The 26,460-nt window shown below is 34.4% G+C and carries 21 protein-coding genes; 9 read left to right on the forward strand and 12 right to left on the reverse strand.

Going from position 1 to position 26,460, the window contains the following annotated elements:
* The 7 genes from dnaA to CVULP_RS00035 all read left to right on the forward strand — a co-directional run bounded on the left by dnaA (nucleotide 1) and on the right by CVULP_RS00035 (nucleotide 10,142).
* On the forward strand, nucleotides 1-1,320 hold the full coding sequence (gene dnaA, locus CVULP_RS00005) for a chromosomal replication initiator protein DnaA (protein ID WP_099507714.1): 1,320 nt from the start codon (nucleotides 1-3) through the stop codon (nucleotides 1,318-1,320).
* 137 nt (nucleotides 1,321-1,457) lie between these two features.
* Nucleotides 1,458-2,525 (forward strand): DNA polymerase III subunit beta, encoded by a 1,068-nt coding sequence (gene dnaN / locus CVULP_RS00010; RefSeq protein WP_099461494.1) that lies wholly within the window; start codon nucleotides 1,458-1,460, stop codon nucleotides 2,523-2,525.
* 9 nt (nucleotides 2,526-2,534) lie between these two features.
* On the forward strand, nucleotides 2,535-4,847 hold the full coding sequence (gene gyrB / locus CVULP_RS00015; RefSeq protein ID WP_099507715.1) for a DNA topoisomerase (ATP-hydrolyzing) subunit B: 2,313 nt from the start codon (nucleotides 2,535-2,537) through the stop codon (nucleotides 4,845-4,847).
* Between the two features lie 144 nt (nucleotides 4,848-4,991).
* A complete protein-coding gene (locus CVULP_RS00020; protein ID WP_265415670.1) occupies nucleotides 4,992-7,865 on the forward strand; it encodes an autotransporter domain-containing protein in 2,874 nt (957 codons plus the stop codon).
* 90 nt (nucleotides 7,866-7,955) lie between these two features.
* Nucleotides 7,956-8,348, forward strand: a complete 393-nt coding sequence (gene queF / locus CVULP_RS00025) for a preQ(1) synthase (RefSeq protein WP_099507290.1) — start codon at nucleotides 7,956-7,958, stop codon at nucleotides 8,346-8,348.
* Entirely contained in the window at nucleotides 8,339-9,361 is a 1,023-nt protein-coding gene (obgE, locus tag CVULP_RS00030; RefSeq protein WP_099507291.1) for a GTPase ObgE, read from the forward strand. Before queF ends, obgE begins: the two co-directional genes overlap by 10 nt.
* Before the next feature lie 10 nt (nucleotides 9,362-9,371).
* Complete coding sequence (locus CVULP_RS00035; RefSeq protein ID WP_213355865.1) at nucleotides 9,372-10,142, forward strand: FkbM family methyltransferase; 771 nt, start codon at nucleotides 9,372-9,374, stop codon at nucleotides 10,140-10,142.
* Nucleotides 10,143-10,172: 30 nt separating this feature from the next.
* Here the strand turns inward: CVULP_RS00035 and CVULP_RS00040 are convergent, their stop codons facing one another.
* From CVULP_RS00040 to CVULP_RS00095, 12 genes are all read right to left on the reverse strand, one after another.
* Nucleotides 10,173-11,984 carry a PhoX family protein gene (locus CVULP_RS00040; protein ID WP_099507178.1) on the reverse strand — a complete coding sequence of 604 codons (1,812 nt, stop codon included), beginning with the start codon at nucleotides 11,982-11,984 and terminating at the stop codon, nucleotides 10,173-10,175.
* 526 nt (nucleotides 11,985-12,510) lie between these two features.
* Complete coding sequence (locus CVULP_RS00045; RefSeq protein WP_099507176.1) at nucleotides 12,511-12,756, reverse strand: hypothetical protein; 246 nt, start codon at nucleotides 12,754-12,756, stop codon at nucleotides 12,511-12,513.
* Between the two features lie 169 nt (nucleotides 12,757-12,925).
* Nucleotides 12,926-13,267, reverse strand: coding sequence for a TIGR04076 family protein (locus tag CVULP_RS00050; RefSeq protein ID WP_099507175.1), 342 nt, complete (start codon nucleotides 13,265-13,267; stop codon nucleotides 12,926-12,928).
* Between the two features lie 121 nt (nucleotides 13,268-13,388).
* Entirely contained in the window at nucleotides 13,389-13,973 is a 585-nt protein-coding gene (locus tag CVULP_RS00055; RefSeq protein ID WP_099507174.1) for a sugar O-acetyltransferase, read from the reverse strand.
* Nucleotides 13,974-14,138: 165 nt separating this feature from the next.
* Nucleotides 14,139-15,197, reverse strand: a complete 1,059-nt coding sequence (locus tag CVULP_RS00060) for a DNA adenine methylase (protein WP_099507173.1) — start codon at nucleotides 15,195-15,197, stop codon at nucleotides 14,139-14,141.
* Entirely contained in the window at nucleotides 15,178-16,098 is a 921-nt protein-coding gene (locus CVULP_RS00065) for a Dam family site-specific DNA-(adenine-N6)-methyltransferase (protein WP_099507172.1), read from the reverse strand. The genes CVULP_RS00060 and CVULP_RS00065 overlap by 20 nt, the downstream gene beginning before the upstream one ends.
* Nucleotides 16,095-17,486 (reverse strand): hypothetical protein, encoded by a 1,392-nt coding sequence (locus CVULP_RS00070; RefSeq protein WP_099507171.1) that lies wholly within the window; start codon nucleotides 17,484-17,486, stop codon nucleotides 16,095-16,097. Before CVULP_RS00070 ends, CVULP_RS00065 begins: the two co-directional genes overlap by 4 nt.
* Nucleotides 17,487-17,591: 105 nt before the next feature.
* Nucleotides 17,592-17,858 carry a DNA adenine methylase gene (locus CVULP_RS00075; protein WP_099507170.1) on the reverse strand — a complete coding sequence of 89 codons (267 nt, stop codon included), beginning with the start codon at nucleotides 17,856-17,858 and terminating at the stop codon, nucleotides 17,592-17,594.
* Nucleotides 17,859-18,095: 237 nt separating this feature from the next.
* Nucleotides 18,096-18,515, reverse strand: a complete 420-nt coding sequence (locus tag CVULP_RS00080; RefSeq protein WP_099507169.1) for a MerR family transcriptional regulator — start codon at nucleotides 18,513-18,515, stop codon at nucleotides 18,096-18,098.
* 91 nt (nucleotides 18,516-18,606) lie between these two features.
* Nucleotides 18,607-20,802, reverse strand: a complete 2,196-nt coding sequence (locus CVULP_RS00085; RefSeq protein WP_099507168.1) for a glycosyltransferase family A protein — start codon at nucleotides 20,800-20,802, stop codon at nucleotides 18,607-18,609.
* Nucleotides 20,789-22,420 carry a polysaccharide deacetylase family protein gene (locus CVULP_RS00090; protein WP_099507167.1) on the reverse strand — a complete coding sequence of 544 codons (1,632 nt, stop codon included), beginning with the start codon at nucleotides 22,418-22,420 and terminating at the stop codon, nucleotides 20,789-20,791. The genes CVULP_RS00085 and CVULP_RS00090 overlap by 14 nt, the downstream gene beginning before the upstream one ends.
* A 1-nt stretch (nucleotide 22,421) precedes the next feature.
* Nucleotides 22,422-24,239 (reverse strand): SLOG cluster 4 domain-containing protein, encoded by a 1,818-nt coding sequence (locus CVULP_RS00095; RefSeq protein WP_099507166.1) that lies wholly within the window; start codon nucleotides 24,237-24,239, stop codon nucleotides 22,422-22,424.
* 144 nt (nucleotides 24,240-24,383) lie between these two features.
* Between CVULP_RS00095 and galU the strand changes: the two genes are divergently transcribed.
* Nucleotides 24,384-25,208 (forward strand): UTP--glucose-1-phosphate uridylyltransferase GalU, encoded by an 825-nt coding sequence (gene galU, locus CVULP_RS00100; protein ID WP_099461624.1) that lies wholly within the window; start codon nucleotides 24,384-24,386, stop codon nucleotides 25,206-25,208.
* The gene (locus CVULP_RS00105; RefSeq protein ID WP_099507165.1) at nucleotides 25,202-26,422 is read left to right on the forward strand and encodes a glucose-6-phosphate isomerase; all 1,221 of its coding nucleotides are present in this window, start codon (nucleotides 25,202-25,204) and stop codon (nucleotides 26,420-26,422) included. The genes galU and CVULP_RS00105 overlap by 7 nt, the downstream gene beginning before the upstream one ends.
* Nucleotides 26,423-26,460 lie beyond the last annotated feature (38 nt).

The following is a 26,460-nucleotide window of genomic DNA, read 5'->3' on the forward strand; positions in this document are numbered from 1 at the left end:
ATGGACGCAAGTGAAATTTTAAATGCTCTCAAAAAAGACTTAAGAGAGGAAGAGTATCAAAACTACATCACTCATTTAAAATTTAATGAAAAACAAAGTAAGGCAGATAGTTTAATTTTCAATGCTCCAAATGAATTTTTAGCTAAATTTATCCAAAGCAAATATGCCGAAAAAATCGCCTACATCTACGAAGTTCAAAGTGGCAATAAGGCAAAAATTTTTATCCAAAGCCAAACACATAAAAGTAAAAATTCCGCAAAAATAGACATCGCTCACATTAAAATGCAAAGCACCATTTTAAACCCCTCTTTTACCTTTGATAGCTTTGTCGTAGGCGGGTCAAATCAATACGCCTACGCCACTTGCAAAGCCGTAAGTCAAAAAGATAAGCTTGGCAAACTTTACAATCCCATCTTCATCTATGGTCCCACAGGACTTGGTAAAACACACTTACTTCAAGCTGTGGGAAATGTATGCTTAGAAATGGGAAAAAAGGTCATTTATGCTACGAGTGAAAATTTCATTAACGATTTTAATTCTCATATCATCAACAAAACAATGGATAAATTCCAAGAAAAATACCAAAATTGTGATGTTTTACTCATCGATGATGTGCAGTTTTTAGGCAAAACGGATAAAATTCAAGAAAAATTCTTTTTTATTTTTAATGAAATTCGCGACCAATCAGGTCAAATCATAATGACTTCAGATAATCCTCCAAATATGCTAAAAGGCATCACAGATAGGCTAAAATCACGCTTTGCAAATGGTATTATCGCAGATATTACTCCGCCTCAGCTTGAAACAAAAATCGCCATTATCCGTAAAAAATGTGAATTTAATGAAGTCAATTTAAGTAATGAAATCATCAGCTACCTTGCCACCGCTATGGGGGATAATATAAGAGAAATTGAAGGTATGATTACAAATTTAAACGCCTATTCTAGACTTATCAATCAAGAAATAAGCCTCGAATTCGCCAAAGAAATGATGAAAGATCACATTAAAGAAAAAAAAGAAAACATCACCATAGAAGACATTTTAAGCATAGTTAGCAAGGAATTTAATCTCAAAACAAGCGATATAAAATCAACAAAAAGAACACAAAACATCGTTCTAGCAAGACGCATTATTATCTTTTTAGCAAGAGAGCTTACAAGCCTCTCTATGCCGCAACTTGCTGTATATTTTGAAATGAAAGATCACACAGCCATTTCACATAATATAAAAAAAATTAATGAAATAATTGAAGAAGATCACAATCTAAAAAATAAAATCGAGGAATTAAAAAACAAAATTTTAATCAAAAGCCAAAGTTAATGTGAAAAAATGTGAAAAACTATAAAAATTTAAAATGTAATAAAACTATGATAAAATACATTTTCAAAAGAACTTTTCACATTTTCAATAGACTTATTATAATGATGAAAATTTAAGATAATACTGAAAGGAAAACGATGAAAATCAACATTAACAAAAACACCTTAGAAGCTGCTATTCTTTTATGTAATGCTTATGTCGATAAAAAAGACTTAAGCACAATAACTTCTCATTTGTTATTTGAAGCAAATGAAGACAAACTTATCATAAAAGCAAGTGATTATGAAATCGGCATTAATTATAAAATCAAAAAAATTCGCATTGAAAATCCGGGCTTTGCCACAGCAAATGCTAAAAGTATCGCTGATGTGATTAAAAATCTAAATAATGAAGAAATCATACTTGAAACCATTGACAATTTTCTTTTTATAAGGCAAAAAAATACAAAATACAAACTTCCTATGTTTAATCACGAAGATTTTCCAGCTTTTCCAAGTATAGAAAACAAAAACAAATTTGACATTGATTCTAGTGATTTAAGTCGTTCTTTAAAAAAAGTTCTCCCAAGTATTGACACAAACAACCCAAAATATTCTTTAAATGGTGCTTACTTAGACATTAAAGAAAATAAAATTAATTTTGTAAGCTCAGACTCTAAACGCCTTGCTATTTACACATTAAATAAAACAAATAACAATGAATTTCATATTAGTATCCCCAAAAAAGCCATTATGGAAATGCAAAAGCTTTTTTACGAAAAAATCGAAATTTATTATGATGAAAATATACTTATCGCTAAAAATGAGAATTTTGAATTTTTCACTAAACTCATTAATGATAAATTCCCAGATTATGAAAAAGTTATCCCTCAACAATTCAAACAAGAATTCACACTTCAAACAGAAGATTTCATCGACGCACTTAAAAAAATCAGCGTTGTAACTGAAAGTATGAAACTTCATTTCACTAAAAACAAAATCATTTTTGAGGGCATTAGCCTTGATAATATGGAAGCAAAAACCGAGCTTGAAAAAGAGCTTGAAGTTAAAGATGATTTTTCTCTTACCATTAAAATTAAATATTTGCTTGATTTCTTAAATTCCATAGAAGAAAATGAATTTAAAATTAAAATTAACGAACCGAATTTAGCCTTTGTGGTGAGTTCAAACGAACTTGAAGTTGTCATTATGCCTATGATAATTTAAAGGAAAAATATGCAAAAAAACTACGGCGAAAGTAATATTAAGGTTTTAAAAGGTTTAGAAGCGGTTAGAAAACGCCCGGGTATGTATATAGGAGATACAAACATCGGCGGACTTCATCATATGATTTATGAAGTGGTGGATAATTCTATCGATGAAGCTATGGCTGGGCATTGTGATACCATTGATATAGAAATCACCACAGAGGGTAGCTGTATAGTCAGTGATAATGGTCGTGGTATCCCAGTAGGTATGCACCCAACAGAAAATATCCCCACTCTTACCGTTGTTTTAACCGTTCTTCACGCAGGGGGGAAATTCGACCAAGATACTTATAAGGTTTCAGGCGGACTTCACGGCGTGGGTGTTTCAGTTGTTAATGCCTTATCTAAAAAGCTTGTCGCTACCGTGCAAAGAGAGGGGAAAATTTACCGCCAAGAATTCGCTAAAGGGCAAATTGCCAGTGAGTTTGGTATCATAGGCGAGAGTAAAAAAACAGGCACGAGTATAGAATTTTTCCCTGATGAAGAAATTTTTGAAATCACAGAATTTGATTATGAGATTTTAGCAAAGCGTTTTAGAGAATTAGCCTATCTTAATCCTAAAATCACCATAAATTTTAAGGATAATCGTATCGGTAAAAGTGAAAGCTTTCACTTTGATGGAGGAATTTCGCAGTTTGTCAGTGATTTAAATAAAAAACAAGCCCTCACTAAGCCTATATTTTTTAGCATAGATGAAGATAATGTCAATGTCGAAGTTGCCTTGCTTTATAACGATACTTACAACGAAAATTTACTTTCTTTTGTGAATAATATCAAAACCCCAGACGGCGGAACCCACGAAGCAGGTTTTAGAATGGGACTTACACGCGTGATTACCAATTATGTCGAGGCAAATGCGAGTGCAAGAGAAAAGGATAATAAAATCACAGGCGAAGATGTCCGCGAGGGACTTATCGCCATAGTTAGCGTAAAAGTGCCTGAACCGCAATTTGAGGGGCAAACGAAAGGTAAGCTCGGCTCCTCCTATGTGCGTCCTATTGTGAATAAAGCTACTTTTGATTATCTCACAAAGTATTTTGAGGAAAATCCTATCGAGGCTAAGGCGATTATGAACAAAGCCTTAATGGCAGCTAGAGGCAGAGAAGCCGCGAAAAAAGCAAGAGAACTCACGCGTAAAAAAGAAAGCTTAAGCATAGGCACACTACCCGGAAAACTTGCCGATTGTCAAAGCAAGGACCCAAGCGAGAGTGAAATTTACTTAGTCGAGGGCGATAGTGCGGGAGGCTCTGCTAAACAGGGACGCGAGAGAGCTTTTCAGGCGATTTTACCTTTAAGAGGAAAGATACTTAATGTCGAAAAAGCAAGACTTGATAAGATTTTAAAAAGTGAGCAAATTCAAAATATGATTACCGCTTTTGGTTGCGGGATAGGCGAGGACTTTGACCTTTCAAAATTGCGTTATCATAAAATCATTATTATGACAGACGCCGATGTCGATGGCTCTCACATACAAACCTTACTTTTAACCTTTTTCTTCCGCTTTATGAACGAACTTGTAGCAAATGGACACATTTATCTAGCTCAACCCCCACTTTACCGCTATAAAAAGGGACAAAAGCGAGAAATTTACCTTAAAGATGAAAGAGCTTTAAACGAATTTTTGATTGAAGTGGGTATAGAAAATTCAAATTATGAGGGCATAGGACTTAACGACTTAAAAGACTTTTTAAAGATAGTCGCTGCTTACCGCTCTGTTTTAAAAGACCTAGAAAAGCGTTTTAATGTCATTTCAGTCATAAGATATTTGATAGAAAATCCCGATTTCATTAAAAATTCTAATGAAGAGCTTTTTAAAATTATTAAAGCCTTTTTAGAAAAACAAGGGCATAATATTTTAAATTCCTACCTTAGCGAAAACGAGCTTAGAATTTATGTGCAAACTGAAAGCGGACTTGAGGAACTTGTCATTAATGATGATTTATTTTCTCACCCACTTTACACGGAGGCGAGTTATATTTTTGCGAAGATTAAAGAGAGAGAATTAAATTTCGAAAGAGATATTTTAGAAATTCTTGATGAGGTAGAGAAAAATGCCAAAAAGGGTGCATACATACAACGCTACAAAGGCTTAGGCGAGATGAACCCTGAGCAGCTTTGGGAAACGACTATGGACCCTAGCATTAGAAGACTTTTGAAAATTACCATTGAAGACGCCCAGCGCGCAAACGATACCTTTAATCTTTTTATGGGCGATGAGGTTGAGCCAAGGCGTGATTATATCCAAGCCCATGCAAAAGATGTTAAGCATTTAGATGTGTGAAGTTATTGACAACTTCACATTTCAACCCCCATTTATCCACATTTCACAAAAAAAAAAAAAACGATTTTTTGAATTTCTCTTTACTTTTTGTTAATTTTTCTTTATAATTGCGATCATTTTTATCTTAATTACGAAAGGTCTATAATGCAAAAACATCTTATCAACTCTCTTGCGGGGGGGGGGGGGGGACACACAATGCTCTCCTGCAATCAGCAAGGAATTCACAATCTACCAAGTTACTTAAACTCTCATAGTTTTAAAAGTCGTTTAATCCCCTCTTTCTTAGCCTTAAGCGTTATCACTGCTTTATATAGCCCCTTGCAAGCAAACTGGGTGTATAATAAACCTGGTAGCTCACCTGAAAATAGTCAAAATATAACAACTAGTAGCGACGCAACGGTTCAAAATAAAAACTGGATTTTTTATACTTCAAATTCAGGCACTAATGGAAATCTAACTATCAATCATAATCTTAGTGCAAGTGGCACTGGCACTGGAGGTGGGGTCAATGTAAGTAATGGTCGCACCGTTGGCACTATCACAATAGGTAGTGGTGGAAGTCTAAGCACACAACATCATGGGATTAATATAAATAGTAATGCCAATGTTAGTGAGATTAGCATCAATGGAAATTTAAGTGCTAGTGGTAACAATGGACATGGGATTAATATAAATAGTAATGCCAATGTTAGTGAGATTAGCATCAATGGAAATTTAAGTGCTAGTGGTAACAATGGACAAGGGATTAATATAAATAATAATGCCAATGTTGGCACTATTACTTTAGGATCTAATGGTAGCATAAGCTCTCAACACAGAAGAGCCATACTAGTTAATAAAAATGCAACAATCAATCACATCGACATACAAGGAACCATCACTAATGGAAGAGGGGTTTGGAATGATGGAATCATAGGTAGTAATGGTAGTGGTGGGAGTAGTGGAACAACAACACCTGGCATTAAGGTAACAGGTAATATTACTTCAACTAGTGAGAGTGCAGCAGCCTTAGGTAATGGAGGGACTATTAATGGGAGTATTGTTGTAGAAAATAATGCTATTTTGACGGGGGGGCAAAAATTTAATACTAATTTATATTTGGCTATTGTCAATGATGGAACGATAAATGGAGACATTGAAATAAAACAAGGTGCTACTTTAAATGGGGGGATTGGAAATACGAAATTAACTTACGATGGTAAGGTCAATGGAAACATTAAGGTCAATGGAACGGTTAATGGTAATATTGGAAATTATAGTGGGACTATTACAGGTAGTATTGAAATTCAAGAAAATGCTAATGTAACTGGAAACATTCGCCTTGGCACTATTGGTTCAAAAACTGCTGGAAAAGTTGAAGGAGACATCATCGTAAAAGGAACACTCAATGGCGATATAGACAGCTCAGGCACCATAGATGGTAAAATACAAAACAAAGCAAAAAATGCCATTACCATTTACAATAGACCAGGAGCTAGTATCGCAAACGGCATAGAAAACAAAGGCACAGCCACTATCCGTAATCAAGGCAAAATTCAAAGTGGTATCATCAATGATGGTGGAACTTTAACCGTTATCAATGACTTTAGAAGAGATGAAAACGCAGCAGATGGTTATCACACCATAGGAGAGATAGGTAAAACAGCAAGTGGTGTCCATATAGAAAATAAGGGTGGAGGCAAACTTCACATTAATGCTTGGTATTTTAATAAAGAAGATTACGCCACAGCTGAAGAAAGAAAAGCAAATGCCCTACTAGTAGATGGAGATTTTGCAAACATAAGCATAGGAGATTCCTTTATCAACACAAAGGGCTTAGATGTGGATAAAACTTATAATTCTTATTCCCTCATCGCAGATAAAGACGGCAATGCCGTAGGAGATAAGGTCAATAATGGTCAAGGCATAGATGTGAATAAACTCCACTCAGTTTCAGGCATTTATAGCTTTGAAAATTTCGGAGGAGCTGGTCAGTATAGAGCTAATATCAACAGAGATGAGCTAAGTGGTAGAACCCTAGCACAATCGATCATTTATTCTCAAAGAGTAAGAAATGTCAATCTCTCAAGGATACTAAGAGAAGCCACCACTCAAGTCTTTGTTTCAGGTAAAGAAAGTGAAGTTAATGCTAATGGTAAAAGCTTAAGCCAACTAGAACAACTCCACACCAATCACAGAGATGAGAATACAAAAAATCATACCTTTGTGATTCCTTACTATCAAAACTTTAGTGCAGACTTAGGAAGTCATACGGGGAAATTAAAATCAAATTCCTCTGGTATGCTTATCGCTACGCAAAGAGAATTACCAAATGATTATGGAGTCTTTGGAGTATATGCAGGCTTTGAAAATGCTGACCAAAAGGTCGCAGGTCAAAGAATAGAAATGGACGGGAATTCTTACTATGCAGGTTTAACTTATAATCATAGCTTTTATGAAGATGATTTAACAACTTATTTTATGAATCTTACTACTAAGCTTGACTATATAGAAAGAGATGTAGAAAAAACTTATCGTGGTTATATAGGCTCTGCTAGTTCTACTGCAAAGGTATTTGGATATGGGGCAAATGCTAGAGTAGGGTTAAGCCATTATCTTCACAATGATGCGAAAATCACTCCTCAAATAGGCTTTAACTATCTAGGTATGCATAATAAGCCTTTTACTCTTAATCACTTAGGAGGCACAAGAGAGCATTATCTAGCACAAAGTTTTAATTTCATCGATGCAGTTGCGACAATCAAATATGAAACGCCTTGGATTAATCGTTTTAAAACAGCTGTGGCACTAGGAACAATCTTTAATGTCTATAAGGACGCAAAAGGAACCTTACACCTTGATAGCAATGTCTTAAATGCTGAACTTGACATCGCTAGGCTTTATGGAGTGGTGCAAGGGGGAGTTTCGTATGACTTGACTAAGGATTCTGATATTTCTTTAGGATATAGTGGAATTTTCTCTTCAGCTAATACTATAAGATCTCACGCCCTTATGTTTAGATATGCTTGGTGGTGGTGAGAGTTTAACTACTATGTGAGCCTATGGGCTCACGCTTTTGGTTACCATTTAATTCTTTGTTGTATAATTTTTGATTTACAAAGGATAAATATGCGTTATGGTGAGAAAGAAATTAAAGAATTTAATGTCGATAAAGATTTGGAGCTTTGGGAAAACACGGCACAAAATGATTATGTGATTAAAATCACTTTGCCAGAGTTTTGTTGTCTTTGTCCTAGGAGTGGGTATCCTGATTTTGCTACGATTTATGTGGAGTATATGCCTGATAAGCTTGTCGTTGAGCTAAAAGCGATAAAAATTTATATCAATTCTTTTATGAATCGTCATGTTAGCCACGAAGTAAGCATTAATGAAATTTATAGTACTTTAAAAGCTAAGTTAAAACCTAAATGGATAAAGGTCGTTGGGGACTTTAACCCACGCGGAAATGTCCATACTCTCATAGAGTGCCGTAGCGATATGGTTGCGCCTCAATGTTTATAGATAGTGTTAAATTAAGCCTTGCTTCAGGAAATGGTGGCAAAGGAGCGGTGAGCTTTCGCCGTGAAAAGCATGTGCCTTTGGGCGGACCTGATGGAGGAGACGGCGGCAGAGGGGGTGATGTGATTATCATCTGTGATAATAATACCCATACTTTGATGAATTTTAAAGGAAAAAAAGAACTTCGTGCCGAAAATGGAGCCGCTGGAAGTGGGCGTAATAAAAATGGCAAAAAAGGTGCAAATTTAGAACTCATCGTCCCGCAAGGAACGCAAATCATCGACGCAAAAACGGGTGAAATTTTGCTTGATTTAGTGAAAGAGGGGCAAAGGGAAGTTTTTTTAAAAGGCGGTAAGGGAGGGCTTGGCAACACGCATTTTAAAAACTCAACTAATCAACGCCCAGATTACGCACAGCCGGGCGTTAAGGGGGAATTTTGTGAAGTAAGATTTGAGCTAAAACTCATCGCAGATGTGGGCTTGGTAGGCTTTCCAAATGCTGGTAAATCCACTCTTATAAGCGTAGTTTCAAACGCAAAGCCTGAAATTGCCAATTATGAATTCACTACACTGACCCCTAAACTTGGGCTTGTGGAGGTTGATGAGTATCATTCTTTTGTAATGGCGGATATCCCGGGCATTATTGAGGGTGCTAGTGGGGGGAAGGGCTTGGGGCTTTTGTTTTTAAAGCATATAGAGCGAACGAATTTTTTGCTTTTTGTTTTGGATACGATGAGGCAAATGAGCTTAAAAGAGCAATTTATCATCTTAAAAAAAGAGCTTCTTAGCTTTTCTAAGGAGCTAAGTAGTCGTTCTTTTGGAGTGATGATTTCTAAGATTGATAGCGAGAATTTGGGGGAGGGTTTTGCTAAGGAGCTTAAAGAAAACATTAAGGATTTAGAAGACTTTTTACAAAATGAAAAGCCTATGTTTATCTTAAGGGTTTCAAGCCTTGATAAAACGGGACTTAAAGAGCTTAAATTCAAACTTTTAGAACAAGTGAAAAATAAGAACTAAAGGAGCAAAAATGTTTCGCAAAATAAAGCACGAAAATGGCTTAAGAGAAATTTACCTTGGTAAATTAAGAATTGCTAAGTATTTAAAAACTAAGAAGTATTTAGACTATCAATTTGAGCTTTTGCAAAATGCTGTCGTGGGGGGGGGGGGGGTTAAGCACTTCCAACTCCTTTTAAAAAGGGCTGAAATTCGTCTTAAATATCATCATATTTTTTATGATTTTTACCTGCGTTCAAGCAAAGGCGAAGAGGTCGTTTTCATAGACGGCGGAGCGCATGCGGGTGTTTTTAGCGATGTGGTTTTAGCAAGTGGTGGAATTTGCTATGCTTTTGAACCAAATATTTATTTAGCGGCTTTTTTGAAAAATCTTTATAAGGATAATGAAAGATTGATTTTAAAAGAGCAAGCTATCTCACATAAAAATGAAAAAACGATTTTTTATAATATGAACGAAGATCTTGTAAGCTCTGGTAATAGCATTATTTCTATGCCAAAAGCAGAGCAAAAAAGCGCTTATGAGGTGCAGATGATAGATTTTTGTGAATTTATCGCAGAGCTTATTCAAAAACACGGCAAAATAGCCTTTGTAAAGCTTGACATTGAAGGGGCTGAATTTGATGTTTTAGACGCTTTGATTGAAAAAAATTTGTATGAAAATATAGAATACATTATGGTAGAAACGCACGAGAGATTTTTTGACAATCCTGAGGAAAAAATAGGCGCTTTAAAAGAAAAAATCGCAAAAAAGCAGATTAAAAATATCTATTTAGACTGGGTTTAAGGTGGCGAAAGGCTAAAAAGCCTTTCAAATTTAGCTACCTATAATGCCGCCGTCTTTTTTGCGAATTTGCACGATAGTGCTTCTAGGTGTGGAATTTCCTCCATTTGGATAGTGGCTTGGTGCAAGTTTTTCGCCCGGGTGCTGGATACCGACAAACATCGTCTTATAATCACTTGAAAAAGCTATCCCCGTAACTTCTGCCGCGATAGGAGCGGTTAAAAAGCGTTTAATCTCGCCTGTGTTAGGGTTGGCACAAAGCATTTGATTATTTCCCATTCCCTCATAATCACCCTTATTAGAATAATCTCCGTCCGTTTGTATCCAAAGGCGACCAAATTTATCAAATTTCAAGCCGTCAGGGGAGTTAAACATATTATCCTTAGTAATATTGCTCGTTCCTTTGCGTAAGTCATTTGGATATTTAGCAGGATTACCGGCAAGTAAGAATATATCCCAGTTAAATTGTGTGTTTAAATGATTATTTTTACTATAACTCCACCTTATAATTTGCCCATAAATGTTTTTAGTGCGTGGATTTGCGGCGTTTGGAATTTCGCGTTTTTTGTTATTTGTAAGCGTAGCATAGACAAATTCACCTTTTTCATCAGCGGCAATCCACTCCGGGCGGTCCATAGGAGTCGCACCTACTACGCTTCCTGCAAGACGGGCATTGATTAAAACATCAGCTTGAGACTGAAAGCCATTTTTTGCGTCAAGCCCATTTTTACCATAACTTAGCTCTATCCACTCTCCCTTTCCACTTAAATTTTCCCCCTCAAATTTTGCGACATAAAGCGTTCCTTCTTCTAAAAGATTTTTGTTATTTTGTGGATTATTTTTATCAAATTTATTTTTTGAAACGAATTTGTATAAAAACTCATTTGCCTCATCATCTCCCATATAAGCGATGACATAGCCTTCTTTACTAATGACTATTTCTACATTTTCGTGCTTAAAGCGTCCAAGTGCAGTGCGTTTAATTGGCGTAGAATTTGCATCGTAAGGGTCGATTTCCACAACCCAGCCAAAGCGATTTGGTTCATTTGGATTTTTAGCAAGGTCAAATCTAGAATCAAGCTCCCAGCCATAAGTGCTTTTTGTGCCTAGTCCGTAGCGTTTTTCGCTTTCTGTAAATTTGTAGTTTGCATTGCTACTTCCAAAAAAGTCATCAAAATTTTCTTCACAGGTGAGATAAGTCCCCCAAGGAGTTTGCCCATTAGCACAATTATTAATTGTGCCAAGTGCAAGTTCGCCCTTTGTATCTGCCTTTGTTTGCATACTTTTATGTCCTTTTGCCACGCCACTGATTTGCATAGGAGTGTGGGCTGTGATTCTGCGGTTGTATGGGGAGTCTAACACGACTTCAAAGCCGTTTTGACCCTGTTTAATCTCAAAAATGCTTACACCCATAGCATTTTGCTCATAAGCAACCTTTTGAGCGTCCATAGTTTTGCCGTTATCATTAAAAAGAAGCTCTGGGTTAATGTATTCATTATTAACGCACAAAATGGCTCTTTCATCATCAAGTGGGAAAAGCGACATTCCATCTGTATTATCACCGAAAGTTTTTGCGATATTTGCAATAGAATTTGCGTTGATGGTTTTGCTTTCATCAAAAGGCGTGGCGTCTTTAAAAAGCGGATCGCCAAAACTGATGAGAGGCTTAACTTCATAGCCACTTGGGACGATAACCTCATCTTTTGTGCTAGCATTAATCGCCCTAAATCCTAGTAAATTTTGTCCCTTTAAAGAAGTGCCAAAAGCGTTAATTGGTGCTGCTGTAAAAAAGCCTACATAAGAAAGTGCAAGTGAGCTTGCCTTTAAAAAATCGCGTCTTCTCATAAAAATCCTTTTTGTAAATTTGTGGTATTAAATTGTAAAATAAGTCTGTAAAAAACTTAAGAAGACTGCGTAAAATGTATGTAAAATTAACATTTCACGCGTTTGCAAATCACTCATAACAAGCTGTGATTTTTGTATCTTTGATGAGGGGTTAAGTGGAAAGTAAAGTGCTTTTTTCGCCAAATAACTCTTTGCAACTAAATTGAGCCCTCTCATAGCCATTTGTTCACACCTTTAACTTCCCATAGCGACATATTGAGATGAAGCAATAAAATCTTATCGTTTTTAGTAGTGGGGATTTGCCCTATTATCTTGCAATATCTTTCCCAGCCACACGCTGAATCGTAAGGCATATCACGCTTATAGCCCCTTGCATTTCATTTTCATAGTCTTCTTGTATCTCAATAAAGGGGAGTTTATATTGTTTGCATTGTGCTTTTAACGCACTATGTTCTTTTATAAGCTGCTCTTTACTAGCTACATAAGATTCTTTGCGTTTTTCTATGGCATTTTCCTTATTTTGGCGTTAAATACACGCCCTCGAGTATGAGGTTTTGCTCATTGCAAGTCTCATAATGCCTTGCACGATATTCCATAAAAATGCAGTGATTTTAGAATCTTCTTCAACACTAAAAGGCGGATTTTCCACCCCTTTTATAAAGCCCATTTTTAAATGGTCTAAACTCATATAAGGATAGTGATACATTTCAAGCAGTCTTTGTGCTAGAAGTGTTTTGCCTGTATGGCTTTCCCCACCGATTAGAATTATCATAAGTCCTTCTCCACACATTTTGGTATATTTTGTATTATAAAAACAATTCGCATACAAGGGTAAAATTATATCAAAGCTTACAAATTTAGATAGCGGTATGCTTTATATGCTCTCAAATCTTATGGTCTAGGCTACTTGTTAAATCCTAGATTCTAGCTATTTTGACTTTTCACTCCTTGTAAAAGTCATCTGTCTGTGCTTTAGAATCTAGCCTTGTGAGTTTAAAAATCACAGGACGGATTCCATCATTGCACGAGTTTATCGCCACACCGGGCTTTTTAATCCAATCTTTAAAATAAAATACGCTGTCCTTATCGCTATGTGCGAGTGCAAATACATATTGATAAATCGCCTTCCACGCCTCATCACAAAATCCTTGCGGTTTATCAAAGCCAAGCGAGATAAAGCTCTCTCCAACTTTGTGTATAGGACACGCGCCTTCCACGCCATATTCTTTAGCCAACTCTTCATCAAAATGCGTTTTTATCACTTCAATTTTCACTTTATACATTGCTTTTCCTTTAAATTTTTAAGCATACCTATCAGTTTATGCTTAATTTCATCTCATTTAGATTCTAAAATCTATCTATTTTGCACCCCAAGCCCTGCACCCGCCCATAAAGGTATAGAATCTATAATTCTAGCTTTTTTAGAATCTTAGCTGGATTTCCGCCGACAATGACATTTGGCGGGACATCTTTAGTTACCACGCTTCCTGCGGCAATGATTGAATTTTCTCCAATAGTAACTCCCGGGCAAATCGTGGCATTTATCCCTATCCATACCCTATCTTTTATCACAATGGGCTTACAAAAAGTCGCCTTGCGATTATAGGGGTTAAAGTCGTGATTGATTGTGGTGAGACATACCTTTGGGGCGATAAACACATCATCACCGATTGTAATCCCACCCCTATCCATAAAAGTGCAAGAGCTATTCATAAAGAAGTTTTTGCCTACCTTGATATTGCGTCCAAAATCTGTATAAAAGGGTGGGAATATCCAAGTGCTAGAATCCACTTCATAGCCTACAATTTCGCTAAAAACAGCCCTTGCAGAATCTTTATCTAGTGCTTGTGTGTTTAGCTTATGGACTAGCTTTTGCGTGTTTTCTATAACGGCTAAAATCTGTGAAAAATCCTTATCATCTGGACTTATTAGCTCTCCATTTATATCCCGTGTGAAAATGTCTTTGCCTTTGTTGTTTATATCTTGCATAGTTGTATCCTTGTAGGTTTTTATAAAATCTAGTGGCAATCTTGCGATTAAGATTCTACAATAAAAGTATAAAGCCTGACACCTAGTGTTTGTCAAGAGAGGTAGGATTTGCATTCCTTTAATATGTGTTTTGTTTAATTGTAAAAATTTCTTCACAAATTGCAATTAAAATTTTTCAAGCACCCATAAGTATTCAAATACACCATTTTTCTGCACTTTAACATTACTTTTAAATCGCCTATAAGGAATTTCATAAAAACTTACTTTACCAAAGGATTCTAAAAGCTTAAAAATAGAATCCTTTGGCATAATGCCATCGCTATTGTAACTTAACACTAAGTTTTTATAGCAAGGTAATTTTGCAATATTTTCTAGCTGTATTAAAGCAGTTTTTGCATTACAAAATAGGCTTTTTTGCTCCCCCCACTCACGCATTCCAGCCACGCCTTTAATGCTAGGATTATCATATCTTGCAAGGGTTTCTAGTAAATGATAATTTGGGGCGTATTGTCTTTGATTATAAGGTGGGTCAAGATAAAGTATATCAATAGACTTTTTAAAACTTTGCAAAATCTTCACGCTATCCCCGCAAAAGCACTCCCCGCTTATGCCCTGCGAAAACTCAATAGCCTTTAACATAAAAGGCTTTAAAGCTCTTTTATCCCAACTCTTACAAAATGCTGCATACACACCTGCCACATTTGCAAATAAAGACACAGATTCTAAAAGCGTGGCAAGGAGGATAAAATACTCACTCTCGTTGATATGATTTTCACTTTTCCATTGCTCTATTTGCAAACGCATCGCATCTATTTTTTGTGCGTTTTCTTGTGTGAAATACATTCTTGCATTTGTCGGGCTGGGTGCATAATGTGTGCCAATAAAGCCTTGCACACCACGCAAAGAATTTAAAAAATTTAGCACCTTTTCATAAGGAGTGTTAAAAAAAGTGCGACTTTGCAAGGATTGTTTTTCTATAAGTGGCAAAAGCTTTTCAAAAGTTGGAATCCCATACTCCAAATATGCTTTTTGCAAACAATAAGAAAAATACAGCATATCACTACCATACACTTTAAAGCCTTTATACCTAAAGAATTTCCCAACACTCACACTGCCGCTAAAAACATCAAAAAAGCTTTGGTTTTCTGCCTTAACAAGCCCAAGTTTTTGTAAAAAGTCATAAATGATGGGGGCTAATTTTTCTTTATTGCCAATAAAACGCATTATCCGCCTTGTAATTTGTAATGAATACCTCTTGCGTGTGTTGTTTATCCCTATATTTTGCTTGATAATTTGCATTTGTATAGTGTGCTTGTATAGTGTAGATATAAAAATTATGCGTCTCTAACCATTGTTTTAAAAGCTTATTTTCTTGTCCTTTGTGGGTAAGGACATTTGAAAGCCCAAAGAGAATGCCTTTAGAATCTAGTTTGCTAAGAGAGTTTAAAAGCCGTTTTTCTAGGCTTTCATTCCAGCCACTAAAACCCCTTTTACCATCATTATAAGTGCCCTGCGTGATAAGATAGGGTGGGTCGCAATACACAAACAATTCTTTATCTTGCATAGAATCTAAAGTGCTAAAAATTTCACTAAAATCAAGGCTAGAAAATGTGATACTGATTTGTTGTAGGGATTGTATAAAATCAATGAGATTGATTTTCATTTGTGGGTTAAAACTTGAGCGATTTCTGCCAAAAGGGGTATTAAAATGATGTGCGTTATTAAAGCGTATTTGATGATTAAAACTAAAAGCAAGAAGTGCAAGTAATTTTAAAGGATGTTTATATGCATTATAATCCTGTCTTAAAAGTTTATAACCCTCTGCATTTTCTTTGCTTAAATCATAAAAATGTATGATTTGCTCTATTTCTTGCAGTGTTTTCTCTAAAGGATTTTGTTGCAAAAATTCTAAAAGAGCGATAAGATAACTTAAATTATCATTTGCCAAAATTCGCTTAGCATTGACATTGATTGCTACATTACAACCTCCACAAAACACATCTATAAAAGTATCAATTCTTTTAGGAAATAAGGGTAGAATTTGGGGTAAGATTTTGTATTTTCCGCCAATGTAATTAAGCGGTGATTTGATATAGCTTGGTTTTGAGTGTATTATTTTTGTCATTTTGGTTTCCAAAATGCGAGTAAATTTTCTAAGCTTTGTGTAAAAATTTTTGGTGCTTTAATCCCTAAAATCATCTTACCTTTTTCGTTAAGTAAAAAACCTACTTCAATATCTATAATTTCCTCACATAAAGAGCCATAAAGCACAAGAGTGCGGATAATTTTATAATTTTTATAATATTTTGAGATATATTCTGTCTCTATGCAATCATAATTGTTTAATTCTTTGATTCCTTGTTGCTTGTTTATATATTTTTTACCCTCAATATTGATAATTTCAAGGTTTTTAGGGTCAAGTAAAATCAAATCAGGAATAAAAAGCCTTGCCTTTTTATTGCCTTGCTTATAAGATTGCTTATCCTCATATTTTTGTAACGCTATGTAATTACCATCTGCTGTTAAAAAATAGCTTTTTTCACATCCTGCGTGATTTTCAAAAATTCCATAAGCACTGCTAAAATGCTCCACAACAAGATGGATAAAAATTGTCGCAAGTTTCTCGCCTTGTGTTTCATAATGCCAATATGTTTGTGGTAATTTTGCTTTTGGAATTGTAAGTCCATCTAAGTCAATATGTAGCACATTTGCTATTTGTATAAATTTATTATTTTTACCAAGATGTTTTTGTTCTAAGCCGTGATGTGTGATAGTAAGATTCTCTTTAAACCCCAGCTTTCGTAACGCTGCACAAATACCACTTACCGCCCCAATATTTGGGTCGTGAGATAGGGTATTTGCTTTAAAAAGTCTTGCACTTATAAAGATTATATCTTTAACTTTGTGGATGTTGAGTGGAGTATTATTTTTTGGTGGTTTTCTCATTGAATTTTTATAGGCTACCAATTCTTCAATATTTTCAAAAGGTTTTAAAATCTCATTATTTTCTCTAAAATCCTTTCCCATAATCTCCACACCCAAGGTGCGTAAAATCCTTGTGCCAAAAATTGAAGTTTGTGTGGGACTTTTGAGTTCGGTTTTAAGATTGTAAAGCATAATTTTTGTTGTCTGTGGATAAAAATTGTTAAGATAGACAAATTTAGTAATGCGTTGATATACGCCTGTATTTCGGCTTTCACTATCGTTTGTCTTTGTCTCTTCAATCGCATAAAGTGGAATATCTTTAGGAGTAGGCTCATTCTCTTGAAAAAATATAAGATAATCTACAAAACTACCCGTCCCACTCACAATTTTGACATAGATTTTTTCAATCGCCTTGCACGACACGCCTAGAATCTCATAGCTAAAAGTAAAGCAATTTTCTTTAACAATGGGTAAAATCTTAAGAGTATCCACAAAAGCACAAAACTTTTTATCCTGTAAAAATCTTGTGATTATAGTGTGTAAAACCTCTTGTTTTGGTCGCTCTTCTGTGAGAATATAGAGATTCATTGTTTGCCTTTGTGTTTTGCAGGGATTATACCACAGAGTTCTTGCATTATGTAGCCACTCCTTTGCGGAATGTCATAGAAATAATTAAGGTAAATATTTTCTAGCTTAAAATTTTTCTAAATCAAAAGAATCTTGTGTAAAAAAGCCTTGATAAATGATGAAATTTGAATGCAAAAAATCATTAATGATAATTTTATTAAACTCTTTCTTTTTAGCAAAATACTCACTCACAACCCCCGTGCCACTAAACACATCAAAAAAGCTAAGATTTTTCTTATCTCTATAATCAAAGCTTTTTAAAATGCTTGTATCAATAGAATCTAAAAGCTTTGTTTTAGCTCCTGTGTAGCGGCGAGATGAGAGAGAAAACATTTTGGCCTTTCTTTGCGAGTATTAATTTGTAAGCATTAAAAGGCAGAATTATACAATATTTGCGTAAGCGTGGATTATCAGCATAACTTAAGGCAGTGGATTTAGAATCTATCTTTAGGTTTGATTCTTATTTTATCAGCTTTGGGCAGTTTGGAATAAGTCAATGCAAAAAAAGGTTAATGTAAGAAGGAGTAATACAAAAAGGATTAATATAGGAATAAGTCAATAAAAGGTCAATTAACACCGCTTTTCACACTCTTTATAATCTCTGCTTTGTGGGTTAAAGGTATCTACACCCTTTTCTATCATCTCATCATACATTCTAAGTTTTGTCTCTAGTCTTTGTGAAATCTCTTGCAGTGAAGCGATATGTGCTTGTAAATTTGCATAGCTTTTTTGCAATAATGCCCTGCGTTTTGGTGCAGTTTTAATGCCCCCGCTTAACGCCTCCGCATACTCTCTAATTTCTTTCAAGCTCATTCCACACTGCCTAAGCCAGTCTATCCACTTCACCCACTCCATATCGCTTTTTGCAAAGTAACGCACCCCATTTTCATCGCGTTCCACAAAGGGAAATAGCCCCTTATCAAGCCAGAATCTAATCTTTCTTGAAGGGATATTTGTCGCCCTCTCAACTTCTATGATTGTATATGCCATTTGTTTGTCCTTGTGGTATTATTTTGTAAGTTATTTCTATAAAAAAGTCAAATTTGCATCTCTTAGCTTACTTAGTTTATGTCTTAATTTATTATAGATATTTTTCTACAAAATCGCAACATTTTATATAATTATCATAATATAAGCTTTGATTCTGCTTACAAAATTTTTTAAATTCTTGCAGACTTTGTTGAATCTTTTTGCTTAATTTCTTATATGGTTGTTGGCATTCTCTTTTATGTAGCTTGTTGCAAATTAGCTTATCTAGCGTTTCTATGCGATACATATTTGCATAAATTTTTGTTTTAAGATTCTGCAATTCTTGTTTGAATAATCTTTGCATTTCATCATAGCTTAATGGATTTTTTTGCTTATAAGATACGCATAAATGCTGAAAAATACGATAAAACACTAATCCCACAAAATCACTTTGAATCTTTTTGCACTCTATATTTAATGCTATGCTATTACGAATATGAAGTAATGGTAGATTCAAAGCCCTTAGGGTATAGCAATGCAACTCTTTGTGTATAATCGCCCAGTTAAAATCACTACGGCGATTATAACGCTTCTTATTTGGTGTGAAATTTGGTAATTTTAGCAACAAAGGATTATAAATAATGCTATTGCCACCCCTATGAATAGAATCTTTTTGCAAGATTCCTATCTTAGTTTTAGGCATTGCAAGTTTTCTAGTGGCTATGCAGCCTTTTTGAAGTTTTGCTATTATATCTTTTGGAGGCATATCACTAAAGAAAGGGTATTCTAAAAATGTAAAATCCTTACTACTTAAATCATAATAATATTCTTTTGCACAATAATCTTTTTCTTGTGTTATCTTTCGTGCGGGTGTATTTTGATTTTTCACGGCGTAGAATAAATCTAAAAGCTGTGTTCTTAGTGTGCTTAAAAAAGGCAGCGGTGGCTCTCCTACGACTCCACCAAACAAGCAGTCAATGCCACTATATTTATATGCAAAAATATGTGAAAAATAATCTATTTTATATGTGTTTTTTCCATCAAATCCACAAAATCTCAAGTCATCATCAACAATCCAAGTTACAAAATCATTCTCATAATGTTTTATCCCTATTTTATATACAAAATGTTGTAATTTCGTGCGTGAAATAGCAATGCTATCCTTTTTATCCACAATGCTTAAATGAAAGTTAAAAGGGTATTGACTTAATATTTCTTGCATTTTTGTTTCTAGCTTAGTGCTTGTAAGCACACAGATTTTAATACTTAAATTTGATTGCTTGGAAAGTGTGATTTTTATGAAAGATTCTAAAAGCTCTTTTATATTTTTTGTATCAAAACAGGCAAAGGCTAAAATAAGATTTAAAGGTTTTGTAGAATCTTGTTGTGTTAAAGTTTTGTGTTTATTATCTTGTTGTTCTAAAATTTTATAAGAATCTAATGTTTTAAAAGAGTGAAATTTGAAATTAAAAATATTTTTTGCTCTATTCAATGATTTCTCTTGCAATATCAAAGAAAAATCATCTAAATACTTGCGGTAAAACAACTCTAATCCTTTGTGTTTTGCTTCCTTATTTGTCGTAATTCTCTCCCTATCATCATCTGCGAAGTGAGATACTAATGGCTTATTTATAAATTTTGTTTGAATCTTTTTACAAACTTCTATGTATTCTAAATAACGCATAATTAAATCTCTATCTGTCGTGCTAGGCATACTTTCATCAAATCCGCCTATAGCAAAAAATGCTCTCAAAGAGACAAAAAGATTACTTCCTTGTATATAGGGATTTTGCAAGAAAACATTTTCTTTTTGCAAGGTATTTTTATTCGCTTGAAGATTTTTTGTTTCATTACGAGTGCGATAGTAGATTCCACTAGCAATTAAGCCGACATTTTTATTTTTGTATAAAACTTTAAGGCATTCTTGCAAATATGTTATATCCCAGCAGTCATCATCATCCAAAAAGGCAAAATAGCATTTCTTTTTATTCTTGCAAATACTAAGTAAATGAAAAGCGGCACTATTCCACGCTCCTGTGCCAGAATGCTTTTTTGTGCGATTATTATCTATAATTTGTGTTGGAAAATTATCACTAAAACATAATTCATCTCTTATGCTCTTAACTTTATTTTTAACCTTTTCTTTTTGTGCCTCATTAAAATCATCACAAGATATAATAACTCTAATTTTAGGCTTTATTTTAAGGGGTAATTGTTGCTTATAAACACTTTGCAACGCCCTATCAAATAAGCCTTCTATCCTATTGCTACTTAATGCAATAATCACACCAATTTCAAAGTTTCGCAACGCGTCTTCCTATACCATATTGTGAATGTGTATGCCCTATTGAAAGTGCAAATGTAAAGCCAGCTTCCTTTACAAAATCTCGCAATTCTTTATCATTTTTACCCTCTGGATAACACAAAATATCTATTTTTGTATCAAGTAGTTGCTCTAAAATGTGTTTAGATTCTAGAATCTCTTTTTTACTTTGTGCTTTATGTTGAGTAAGGTCGCGATGAAATAGTGCGTGAGAAGCGATTAAGCCATAATTTGCAAGTTCTTTAAGCTCTTTAGAATCTAAGAAAATATGCGATAAATCTGCTTTAAATGTTTCATAAAATTTGCAAAGGTTTTTAGAATCTTGCTTGATATAGTGTTGTTTTAATACCTCTATATTATTAAGAGTGCTTGGTGTTAAATCAAGTTTAAAATATTCAAAAATTTCCTTTATTTCCCCTTTCTCAATTAAGTGATATAATAAATCCATTCCACAAAGCGTATTTCTTAAAGCGTGATTGACATTAATGGAAAAAATCAAAGATTCTTTTTTTGGGTTATATTTGCTTTGCAATATTTTAGCAACTTCTAAATGTTCTTTAAAGCCATCATCAAAACTTAGGCAAAAATACTTCTTAGGCTCTTTTAAGCATTGCATAATACTGCCAAATTTATATCCCCTTTCAAGGTAAGATTCTATATACTGCTCTAATCTTAAATGCCCTATTGCCATTTTTCTTTCAAAATAAATGGGATTTATCGCTTCTTTATATGCAATGCGATGAAAGCATAAAATATGGGGCTTCAAAGCATTATTTCTTAAATTTTTATTAGAATCTCTAACAGATTTTAGGAAGTTTGTTTCATAGCCATACTTAAAACTTTGCGTAATAATCCCATCTAAATCCTTTGGCAGACATTTACCACCAAAGCAGTCATTCTTATCTTCATTCATTATTAAAGTGTGAGTTTTTGTAATGCGTGGGTCTTTTAGCCATAACTCTCTTACACTATCATAATTTGCTCCAAAGGTTTTACAAATCTTTTCAAATTCATTGCAAAAAATAATTTTAGTAGCAAAAAATGAGTTTTCCATATACTTGCATACTTCAGCATTAATGCTTGTTGTTTTTATATATTCTTTTGCTGGTCCGGCTACTTTTTTGAAAAATTGTATAACCGCAGAGCAATCATTATCCCTGCCACCAAAAATAAAATAAGGTGTTTTAACAACTTCTTTATCAAAATCATAAGGTAATGGCAGATAGTAGCTACTTTCTCCAATATATTCAGGACTGCATACAAGTTTAAGATGAGGGTATTTTTGTGATAAAGTTTTAGTGCTTAATGGCGGTATGCTTGATTTAATCAATACAAGCTTTTCTTGTCTAATTTCTCCTAGCGCTTCATGCACCGCACTCATATCTACACACCCATTAGGCAAGGCATTTGTAGGCACACAAACAAGCACTAATGAAACGCTTTCAATAAAATCCATAGAATCTTGCAAATAAGGAAAATCATCTTTTAAGCTAGGATTATTATCATACACAAATACTTCAAAATGATTTTTAAAAAATTCATAAAATGCTCTGCCAACATAGCCATAGCCGATAATGCCAATTTTTTCTTTAGATTTATCCATATCATTCCTTTATAAGACTAAAAAACATAAAATCAGAATTGTAGATTCTATAGGGACTTGTGCTTGTGTCCCCACTTTGAAAAATATTTTCTATCTTAAGATTAAAACGCTTAAAAAGATTCTCATAAAATCCTAAAGGGCGATGAAAGTCAAGCCTATCTCTTTTTGTGGAAAACATTGTTTTTGTAATGGTGTGTTGCGTATCATAAAAGTCGCTACTTTTACGCTCTTGTATATTAGATTTTGCGTTATAAAAAAGTGGATTACAAATCACAATGAAAATATGTTTTTTACTTAAACATACAAGATTATTCATAATAGAATCAATAATTTTTAATGCTTCTTCTTGCGTATTTGCTAGATGATGACATAGTACTAAAGAGCATAAGATAGAATCAAATTGTTCTTTTGTTTGTATAAATTTTTCTAACTCTTTTCCAATAAGAATTTTTTCAAAAGTCCTGTGATATTTATCTTTAATAATATCTTTGCTAATTTCATAACCTACAACACTTTTACCTATTTTGTTTAAGCTATAAGCGATTTCTCCACTTCCAGCACCATAATCAAAAATGCTTTTATATTGTGGATTTTCTCTATAAAAATCTCTTATTAAAGTTTTATGTATCCTAAAAGCCCCAATTTTTGAGAAAAATCTTTGATATTCGCTTAAGAGATTCTCACATTGCAAAAACTTTTCTAACGCACTAAAATCTTCTTGTGTATTAAGTGGGCTAAGAAATTCCTTGATATTATCAATCTCGCATAAATGATTTTGTAGCTTATAAATCGCAAATGCCCTTCTACACATACTCTTAAAAAATGTATCACTATAAGAGACAAAATCCCAGCCAATATCACAAATCACAAGCCTATCATTTTGCACATCAATCAATAAATTTTTAGGTTGTATATCACAACATACAATACCTGCGTAATAAAAATCTGAAAGTAACTCTATATATGCAGTATAAGGCATAGGTTTAAAAGGTTTTGTTTCAAAATATTCATAAGATATAATCAATATATCATTGTTATAATATATCTCAAAAGGCAGGCTAAAACGCGTATCTTTAAGTTGTTTAGAGAGTGGCTCTAGCTGAAAATAAAGCCTTGAAATATAAGGTGAATGCTTGAAAAGTTTATAGACTTTTTTCTTATCTGTGAAAACAAAGCCCTCACTTCCCTGACCTAAAAACTCTAATTCTACTTCAATATCACAATGCGTTTTAATAATATCTCTTGCTTCTTGTTTTGTCATATCCTTTTTGATACCCAAAAAAGCTTTTTGATAAAGAGGCAGTTTCTCTCTCAAAATCTCTATAACCTCATTTGCATTATTTGCAAAATAGATTTTATCTTTTCGTCTAGAATCTAGTGTTCTATTTTTAAACTCACCACCATAGCCATAATTTGAAAGTGCGATAATTAATTTACCAAGCTGCCACGCAAGAGCCATCTCGCTAAGACTCCCACTCTCCCCGCCAATCACTACCATAGCATCACAAACACTTGCCACACACACATTTCTTGCTACATCAAGCCCAAGCGGCAATACCCTATCAATGTAGGGGTTTGCAATGCTTTTATCATAGTTTGGAATGAGTCCTAATATCTTTCCATCTGTATAGTTGTCCGCCCTTCTAGCTCCTAAAGAAACAGCCTCCATTACGCCACCTAGCCCACCATTTACGATGACATAACCCTCTTGTATAAGCTTTTTACCTAAGTCTAGTGCTAAATCTTGTATAATTTGTTTGTCTTTTTCTTCTAAACGCTCTAAGCTTGCATATCCAATAGTAGCAATAATCTTACGCATATAAACTCCGCAGAATTTGAAATAAAAATCGCAGTGTATCGTTTTTTTTTTTTTTGAAGTCAAGCAAAAATGTTGGTAAATTTTAAAATTAAATCTCATTTATAAAATTTAAATATAATCCTTGCAAAAATTTAAGGATATTTTATGCTTCAAACTTGCATTTTTCCCGCTGCGGGCTATGGCACACGCTTTTTACCAGCGACTAAGGCTTTACCTAAGGAGATGCTTCCTATCTTAACCAAGCCTTTAATTCACTATGGAGTCGATGAGGCTTTAGAAGCAGGTATGGATAATATGGGCTTTGTTACAGGGCGTGGGAAGAGAGCTTTGGAGGATTATTTTGACATTTCTTACGAGCTTGAACATCAAATTTCTGGCACGAAAAAAGAGTATTTATTAAGCGAAATTCGCTCTTTGATTAGCCGTTGCACCTTTACTTTCACAAGGCAAAATGAGATGAAAGGTTTGGGCGATGCTGTGTTAAAGGGGCGACCTTTGGCGAGCGATGAAGCTTTTGGGGTGATTTTGGCTGATGATTTGTGTGTCAATGAAAACGGACAAAATGTCATGGCTCAAATGGTAAAAATTTATGAGAAATACCGCTGCACTATTATCGCCGTGATGGAAGTGGAAAAAGAGCAGGTGAGTAATTATGGCGTGATAGCGGGAAACGCTGTGGAGGATAATCTCATAATGGTGCATTCTATGGTGGAAAAACCGAGTGTTGAAGAAGCACCGAGTAATTTGGCTATCATAGGGCGTTATATCTTAACGCCTGATATTTTTGGTATTTTAGAAAATACTAAAGCTGGGAAAAACGGCGAAATTCAGCTTACAGATGCGCTTTTAACCCAAGCAACTAATGGTATGGTTTTAGCCTACAAATTCGAGGGCAAACGCTTTGACTGCGGTAGTGTTGAGGGCTATGTCGAGGCGACAAATTATTTTTATAAGAAAAGTTTATGCTAAAAAATACACTTTTTTTTGAAAAAACAAGTTTAGAAAAAATAGATGCTTACGCTAGACGCATTAATGATGAGCAAGAAAATGGCGATGTGGGCTATTATCATCTACATAAAATGGGTGCGACTTTGATAGAAGAAAGCGTGGAATTCATCTCTCAAAAAACCTGTGTGAAAAAAATCATTTTAGTTGGTATGGGTGGGTCAAGCTGTGGTGTGAAAGCCCTTAAAGACCTGCTCTTTGATGAAAAAGATAATGATAGAGAGCTTTTGATCCTTGATAATACTTCTTCGCATTCTGTAAGTAAAATTTTAAAACAAATCAAGCTTGAAGAAAGCCTTTTCATCATCACAAGTAAAACGGGAAGCACGGTCGAGGTAATAAGCCTTTTTAAACTCATCATTGCACATTTTAATTTAAATTTAAATGAACTTCATAAGTATTTTGTTTTTATCACTGATGAAAATTCGAATTTGCATAAAGAGGGTGAAAATTTGGGGATAAAATGCTTTTTTATCCCGCAAAATGTGGGGGGACGTTTTAGCGTTTTATCTGCTGCGGGTATAGTGCCACTTTGCTTTTGCGGGTATAATGTGAAGGCTTTGCTAGATGGGGCGGAGGCTTGTTTTGAGGATTTTTTCTCGCATAAAAATGATGTGATTTTGCAAAAGGCTTATCATTACTGCACGCATAAAAATGCAAATATTAATGTGCTTTTTTCTTATAGCGATGCTTTTAAGGGTTTTAATGAGTGGTATATCCAGCTCATTGCTGAAAGTCTTGGTAAAAAGCAAGGCTATAAAAGACTAGGTTTAACGCCCATAGCCTTAATCGGTGCTAGAGACCAGCATAGCTTTTTACAACTCATAATGGACGGACCAAAAAATAAAACCATAACTTTTTTAAAAATTAAGGATAGTCAAAAGGCTCCATTTATCCCTGATATTCATTTTAAATTTTTGGATTCTTTGAGTAATGGTGTGAATTTACACGAGCTTTTAAACGCACAATGCGATGCGACTATGCACGCTTTGTGTGCGGAAAATTTGAGTGTCGATGTGATAGAGCTTGAAAGGCTTGATGCGTGGCATTGTGGATATTTGATGTATTATTATGAGCTTTTTACTTCGGCGTGTGGGCTTATGCTAGGGATTAATACCTATGACCAGCCTGGAGTTGAGGTAGGGAAGTTGATTTTAAAGAATTTATTAAGGAAATAATTTTTTTTTAATTAATAATAATTATTATTTAAGAATTA

Origin of the sequence: Campylobacter vulpis, assembly GCF_014217995.1 — a bacterium.
Taxonomy (GTDB): Bacteria; Campylobacterota; Campylobacteria; order Campylobacterales; family Campylobacteraceae; genus Campylobacter_D; species Campylobacter_D vulpis.

Bases quoted from the DNA above. Each gene is read 5' to 3' on its own strand.
- CVULP_RS00065 (WP_099507172.1), bottom strand. From the start codon at position 16,098: ATGACAAAAATAATACACTCAAAACCAAGCTATATCAAATCACCGCTT.
- CVULP_RS00055 (WP_099507174.1), bottom strand. From the start codon at position 13,973: ATGCAAGATATAAACAACAAAGGCAAAGACATTTTCACACGGGATATA.
- CVULP_RS00075 (WP_099507170.1), bottom strand. From the start codon at position 17,858: ATGTTTTCTCTCTCATCTCGCCGCTACACAGGAGCTAAAACAAAGCTT.
- CVULP_RS00090 (WP_099507167.1), bottom strand. From the start codon at position 22,420: ATGGATAAATCTAAAGAAAAAATTGGCATTATCGGCTATGGCTATGTT.
- CVULP_RS00105 (WP_099507165.1), top strand. From the start codon at position 25,202: ATGCTAAAAAATACACTTTTTTTTGAAAAAACAAGTTTAGAAAAAATA.
- queF (WP_099507290.1), top strand. From the start codon at position 7,956: ATGCGTTATGGTGAGAAAGAAATTAAAGAATTTAATGTCGATAAAGAT.
- obgE (WP_099507291.1), top strand. From the start codon at position 8,339: ATGTTTATAGATAGTGTTAAATTAAGCCTTGCTTCAGGAAATGGTGGC.
- galU (WP_099461624.1), top strand. From the start codon at position 24,384: ATGCTTCAAACTTGCATTTTTCCCGCTGCGGGCTATGGCACACGCTTT.
- CVULP_RS00020 (WP_265415670.1), top strand. From the start codon at position 4,992: ATGCAAAAACATCTTATCAACTCTCTTGCGGGGGGGGGGGGGGGACAC.
- dnaA (WP_099507714.1), top strand. From the start codon at position 1: ATGGACGCAAGTGAAATTTTAAATGCTCTCAAAAAAGACTTAAGAGAG.
- CVULP_RS00040 (WP_099507178.1), bottom strand. From the start codon at position 11,984: ATGAGAAGACGCGATTTTTTAAAGGCAAGCTCACTTGCACTTTCTTAT.
- CVULP_RS00050 (WP_099507175.1), bottom strand. From the start codon at position 13,267: ATGTATAAAGTGAAAATTGAAGTGATAAAAACGCATTTTGATGAAGAG.
- CVULP_RS00080 (WP_099507169.1), bottom strand. From the start codon at position 18,515: ATGGCATATACAATCATAGAAGTTGAGAGGGCGACAAATATCCCTTCA.
- CVULP_RS00095 (WP_099507166.1), bottom strand. From the start codon at position 24,239: ATGCGTAAGATTATTGCTACTATTGGATATGCAAGCTTAGAGCGTTTA.
- CVULP_RS00035 (WP_213355865.1), top strand. From the start codon at position 9,372: ATGTTTCGCAAAATAAAGCACGAAAATGGCTTAAGAGAAATTTACCTT.
- CVULP_RS00045 (WP_099507176.1), bottom strand. From the start codon at position 12,756: ATGATAATTCTAATCGGTGGGGAAAGCCATACAGGCAAAACACTTCTA.
- gyrB (WP_099507715.1), top strand. From the start codon at position 2,535: ATGCAAAAAAACTACGGCGAAAGTAATATTAAGGTTTTAAAAGGTTTA.
- dnaN (WP_099461494.1), top strand. From the start codon at position 1,458: ATGAAAATCAACATTAACAAAAACACCTTAGAAGCTGCTATTCTTTTA.
- CVULP_RS00060 (WP_099507173.1), bottom strand. From the start codon at position 15,197: ATGCGTTTTATTGGCAATAAAGAAAAATTAGCCCCCATCATTTATGAC.
- CVULP_RS00070 (WP_099507171.1), bottom strand. From the start codon at position 17,486: ATGAATCTCTATATTCTCACAGAAGAGCGACCAAAACAAGAGGTTTTA.